2 protein-coding genes and 1 pseudogene are annotated in these 5,720 nt (G+C 38.7%); 1 reads left to right on the top strand and 2 read right to left on the bottom strand.

Annotated features, from left to right (window positions below; translation table 11 throughout):
• Positions 1–3,232 precede the first annotated feature (3,232 nt).
• Together AFK68_RS13490 and rnz are read right to left on the bottom strand one after the other, a co-directional pair.
• Positions 3,233–3,633, bottom strand: a pseudogene (locus AFK68_RS13490) (MBL fold metallo-hydrolase); the annotation flags it as partial.
• A 1-nt stretch (position 3,634) separates the two neighbouring features.
• A partial coding sequence (gene rnz, locus AFK68_RS45075) for a ribonuclease Z (protein WP_094673257.1) occupies positions 3,635–4,389 on the bottom strand: 755 nt, incomplete at its 3' end.
• 103 nt (positions 4,390–4,492) lie between these two features.
• On the opposite strand from rnz, the gene AFK68_RS13480 reads away from it, so the two are divergent.
• Positions 4,493–5,659 carry a SpoIID/LytB domain-containing protein gene (locus tag AFK68_RS13480; protein WP_094673255.1) on the top strand — a complete coding sequence of 389 codons (1,167 nt, stop codon included), beginning with the start codon at positions 4,493–4,495 and terminating at the stop codon, positions 5,657–5,659.
• The last annotated feature ends 61 nt before the right edge of the window (positions 5,660–5,720 follow it).

The raw sequence follows: 5,720 nt of genomic DNA, 5'->3' as shown, positions 1-5,720 counted from the left end.
ATGATTGGAGTTATCTTGAATGTATCTTAACCAAAGAAAAGTTAGACTTAATTAAGAGGAGAAATAAAAATCTTTCAAACGAAGAAATTGCCTATAGTACAAACGATGCTTTATTTGAATTTTTATCAGTTGTTCCTATTAAACGATTTATTTTTCCTTGCAATCTAAGATATAGAAACGTTGGCATACCAGAAAATTATTTAGGAAATGCTGAAGCTTTCGTCTTAGATTTAACTAAACCAGAAAATAATTATATGTTAAAACATACTGATGTGAGAAAATCAGTCAATCAACTTCCACGAATATACAGCTTTATACCTACTTTTAATAGCAAGTACATGGCTCATGATTCATGGGTTAAATTACAAAATTATTTGCCTGGTTTTGGTGGTAAATTAATTCTGCAAAAGCTGTTTGAATTTGACGATCTACCAAAAGATATATTATCATTTGCTTGTAAATGTTCGTTAATATGTAGNCAAGTACATGGCTCATGATTCATGGGTTAAATTACAAAATTATTTGCCTGGTTTTGGTGGTAAATTAATTCTGCAAAAGCTGTTTGAATTTGACGATCTACCAAAAGATATATTATCATTTGCTTGTAAATGTTCGTTAATATGTAGATTGACAGAAAATGAATATTTATTGATATATATCAATTTAAAAAATGTTGTTTCTCAACTTGAAAATAAGTTAAGAAATTTGGGTGTAGAAGAGATTATTATTAGAACATCATAATCAAGTATATAGCAATTCCCAAGAAGCGTGAGGTACAAAATTCTAGTTTTTAGGGAACAGGGAACAGGGAACAGGGAGATAAGGAATAGAAAAGAAATTAAAGAGCTTGTTTACCTCATAAGCTTGAAAAACGCTATATAGCAATCTTAAATAGGTTGTGATAAATTAAAAAGTAAATAAAAAAGTTGAAAGTCTTACCTGTTGCCTTTTGCCTGTTGCTTGTTGTCTAAAAAGCAGTAAGATTTTTACCACGAATATGCGGAGGATTGCTATCTTATAGATATCTCTGAAAAGAATAGGCTTTTTTTTCTTAAAGGCAATAGGCAATAAGCAACAGGCAACAGGAATATAGATTTTTAGATATTTTTAGGAAAAAGGTATAAGGAAGGATTTTTTTGGTAAATTTTGCTGGATGAAGCTAGTTATTTGCCATTATTTAAGTCCTGTTATTTCTTTTCTGGAGATGTCTCAATAATCACAAATTCCGTCTGCCTCAAAAGCAGTCAGCTATCAGTTTTATCTTTAAACGAGGAAAAAGCAATTGAGAGATTTCCAAGAATTAGTTAAAATGTAGTAGAAGTTAAACGAAATACTTACTTCATTCATTTTTATTGCTCAGAGCTAACAGCTAATACCTATTTCGCAGCATTCCGCAGGAAATGCTTACGCTTCAAAAATAAATTAGCTTTCAGGTTACCAGTTATTCAGATTAATAGGACTTACGCAAATACCATGTATATAGCGTTCAAAACTATAACGTTATAGTTTTTTCACTCTATATATAGTACCTCTGCGTAATTTCTGACCAATTTACTTTAAAGATGTGAGAAATAGTTTCAAACTTTAAAATGTGAAATAATTTCCTCAAATTAATTTATAGTTAAGGTCTTAAGCCGATAAAATCTTACTTTTGACTTCTGTAAAACGGTATTACCCAAAAATTAAGGTATAAAGCCTCTCCTTTCAAGGATAAAAAAAGAAAAAAATTCCTCTGAATCAAGCCTCTTATTGTTATAGTCGATGGGAGGTATTACCCTCCGCACCTCTACTTCAGAACCGTGCGTGCGACTTTCACCGCACACGGCTCCGTGCTACTGTGGTAACATCTCAGTTAGAGACAAAACCCATTGATTAGGGCACTCACCGGGTCAAGGTTTAGATTATCCTAATCTTCCACCGTCTCAGTCAGGGAGTGCCTTTAGCCTACCGCCTTGGGGGTATTTACCTCTGTGTCGTCTAGCATTCGACTTTCGCCTAGGCAATTTTAGGCTAGAGGNTGATTAGGGCACTCACCGGGTCAAGGTTTAGATTATCCTAATCTTCCACCGTCTCAGTCAGGGAGTGCCTTTAGCCTACCGCCTTGGGGGTATTTACCTCTGTGTCGTCTAGCATTCGACTTTCGCCTAGGCAATTTTAGGCTAGAGGTTTTTACCCTGTACGCATGGGCTTCGGCAACTTCACTTTAGGTGTCTAAGTATCATCACCCTTTCTTTGAGGTTTCTCGATTGCCGGGGGTAATGAGTGTTCCCCCATCCTACCCGTCAAGCAAGATTTCCGAGCTTCCCTCCTACTGGCCACAAGACCTGCATGACCAGACTTACTTGCCGTTTTTCCTCGTTCCGAGTTACAGATTGTTTTGACGGTTTAGGGCTGTCCAATTCGCCTACACGATCCCCAGGGATGCGTCTANTGCCGTTTTTCCTCGTTCCGAGTTACAGATTGTTTTGACGGTTTAGGGCTGTCCAATTCGCCTACACGATCCCCAGGGATGCGTCTAACCTTAAAACTTGACGCGGGGATAATCGTGTCCGGTCAGGAGGTTTTGAGTGACTCCTTGCCGACTATTAAGACGCTTTTTCAGGACATTCCGCCCCGGTACCCATGCCGTCTCCCCATTACCCCCAGTGTGCCTATCACTCTTAGCTCTGATTGGGGCCTGATGCCAGCTTCACTCTGAAGCGTGGAAAAGTTCTAGCTCGGTGTGGCCTGGTCGGGAGTCCGCTTTCCCTTAGCGGGTGAGACTTTCACTCACATCCGTAACTCAGTTATCCAACAGGCTCTTCTTTGGTTACCTCACTTATTGCAGGCTCTTCCGCTGTGGCCTCGTTGAACCCTGTTCATACCCCTCTAGTTTCTAGAGGCTCCCTACAGGAACGAGTCGCACTTTAAGAATAGTTCAAGAATTAAGAATTTAGAATTTAGAATGCGCGAATTACCTCTCCTTGAAAACGGATAGGATTGACAAACAGGAAAATTTTTATTTATTATCCCCTTAAAAGGGGAGGCTTTAAACCAGAATATTTCGGTAATTATTAATTGCTAATTAATTGCTAATTAATTGCTAATTATTAATTATTGGGGAGTCCTGCATTTTATGTGAAGATATATATTTTTTAATTTCTTATCACGCTCCCACACTCCCCACACTCCCCACACTCCCTCTACCATTACTATGCACTACCACCAATTATTAATTATGGAATAATTTGTCCTAACACACCGGAGAAGATGTCAATACTCTAGGAATCTCATAACTTAGAAAATCATAAGCCATATCAGTATTAGGAAAAATAGCCCGCGCCTCCTTTAGCAAATCATCCAACAAAATCTGATTTCCAGGAGCATATCTAGGACTAAAATGAGTCATCATCAAATGCTTAACATCTGCTGCCAAGGCTACCTGTGCTGCCATCGTCGAAGTAGAATGCAATCTTTGAAAAGCCATTTCAGCATCCTGATGAGAAAAAGTAGCTTCGTGAATAAGTAAATCTGCACCCTCCGCCAATTCTACAGCCCCATCACAAAACACAGTATCAGTACAATAAACAAACTTCCGACCTATTTGGGGTGCCCCACACAAATCAGCCCCATTAATTTTCCGTCCATCAGACANGCCATCGTCGAAGTAGAATGCAATCTTTGAAAAGCCATTTCAGCATCCTGATGAGAAAAAGTAGCTTCGTGAATAAGTAAATCTGCACCCTCCGCCAATTCTACAGCCCCATCACAAAACACAGTATCAGTACAATAAACAAACTTCCGACCTATTTGGGGTGCCCCACACAAATCAGCCCCATTAATTTTCCGTCCATCAGACAAAGTAACCCACTCTCCCTGTTTCAACTTCCCATATATCGGGCCTGGAGGAATCCCTAAAGCCTTTGCCTTTTCCACATTAAAATGCCCTGGTCTATCCTTTTCTGTTACCCGATAACCAAAAGCAGTAACCCGATGCTTCAAATAACCACAACTAACAACATACTCATCATCCTCATAAATCACCCCTGGTCTACTCTGATAAACTTTCATTGGATAAGCTAAACGAGTTTGAGAATATCGAAGACCAGCTTGGAGATAATCCTCTAAGGCAGGTGGACCATACAAATCAATACTTTTAACATTTCCCCCCAAACCACAACTAGCCAACAAACCCATCAAACCAAAAACATGGTCTCCGTGCATATGGGTAATAAAAATACGACTGAGTTGACTGACCTTAAGTTCACTACGGAGAAACTGATGTTGAGTTCCTTCTCCACAATCAAACAACCATAATTCAGCCCGTTGAGGCAGACGTAAAGCAATACTTGAAACATTACGCGATCGCGTTGGTACACCAGAACTGGTTCCTAGAAAAGTTATCTGCAAAACCTAAAACTTCCTCAATAAACTAAAAAAATATGATAAGTATATTTACAGTGTGATTATTTTCTTTATTTTAACGAATATAAAATTAAAAAATCAAACAAATATGAGTTCTGGATTACTGTTTATTTCTTTTATTAGTAATACTACTAAACCATTAAAACGCTATTGGTGGATATCTATTCTAACATGGATACTAATGATTGCCCCTGCCCAAGCCTCTCTAGTCTTGCGAATTGCCATTCAAGAAGGAGTTAAAGAAGTTAAAGTAGGAAGTTCCACAAACGCAGTAGTTAGAGATGGTGCAGGTAGAGCAATTGGCGAACTCAAACCAACTAAAGGTTTTGCAGCAGAACTCCAATCAGGAAAAGTAGCTTTGGCCAACTGGGTCTCCGGTCAAATGTGGATCGAACCCAAAGGAGAAGGTTATGTGTGGATAGGCGATCGCTGGTATCGAGGCCGCACCCACCTTATTCCTCATAAGGGAGGTATAACTGCTATTAACTATGTCAACTTTGAAGAATATCTCTATAGTGTCATTGGAGCAGAAATGAACGGCAACTGGCCACAAGAAGCCTTAAAAGCTCAGGCAGTGGCTGCCCGTTCCTACGCTCTGAATAAGCGTCAAGAAAATACTAACAATTTCTATGACCTAGGCAATGACCAATTCTGGCAAGTTTATCAAGGAATTAAAACAGAATCTCCAGGAACTTACGCTGCTGTTGATGCCACTCAAGGTCAAGTGCTTACTTACAATGGTCAAATTATTTTAGCTCTATTCCATTCATCTTCTGGAGGACACACAGAAAATGTAGAAGATGTTTGGTCAAACCCATTACCCTACCTCCGTGCTGTTCCTGACTTTGACCAAGATGCCCCAGTTTATGAATGGACTGAATCATTTTCTCAAGCAGAACTAAAGCAGCGAATCTCAGGAGTTGGAAATATTATCTCTATGACACCCCAGACAACTACTCCCCACGGTAGTGTTATTACTATTAAAGTTTTAGGAGATGCAGGGGTTAAAACTCTTGAAGGTACAGACATTACAGCAGCTCTAGGATTAAAAAGTACCAGATTTATAGTTAGTGCTAAGAAAACTGAAGGTCAACAAATTCCCTCTAGTTTCCAAATTACTGGAAAAGGTTTTGGTCATGCTGTGGGAATGAGTCAATGGGGTGCTTATAATTTAGCTCGGAATGGATATAATTATCACCAGATTTTATTGTACTATTACCAAGGCGCAACTTTAGCTAGAATTGATGTCCGCTAATAGTAAAACTTAGGTGATACTCCTGAATAATTAACTCTATTTTTACTGTCTGAAAAAATCT

Origin of the sequence: Hydrocoleum sp. CS-953, from assembly GCF_002260545.1 — a bacterium.
Lineage (GTDB): Bacteria > Cyanobacteriota > Cyanobacteriia > Cyanobacteriales > Microcoleaceae > Trichodesmium.
Note: the sequence above shows the minus strand (reverse complement) of the source record. Positions and strands in the feature narration are given on the sequence as shown.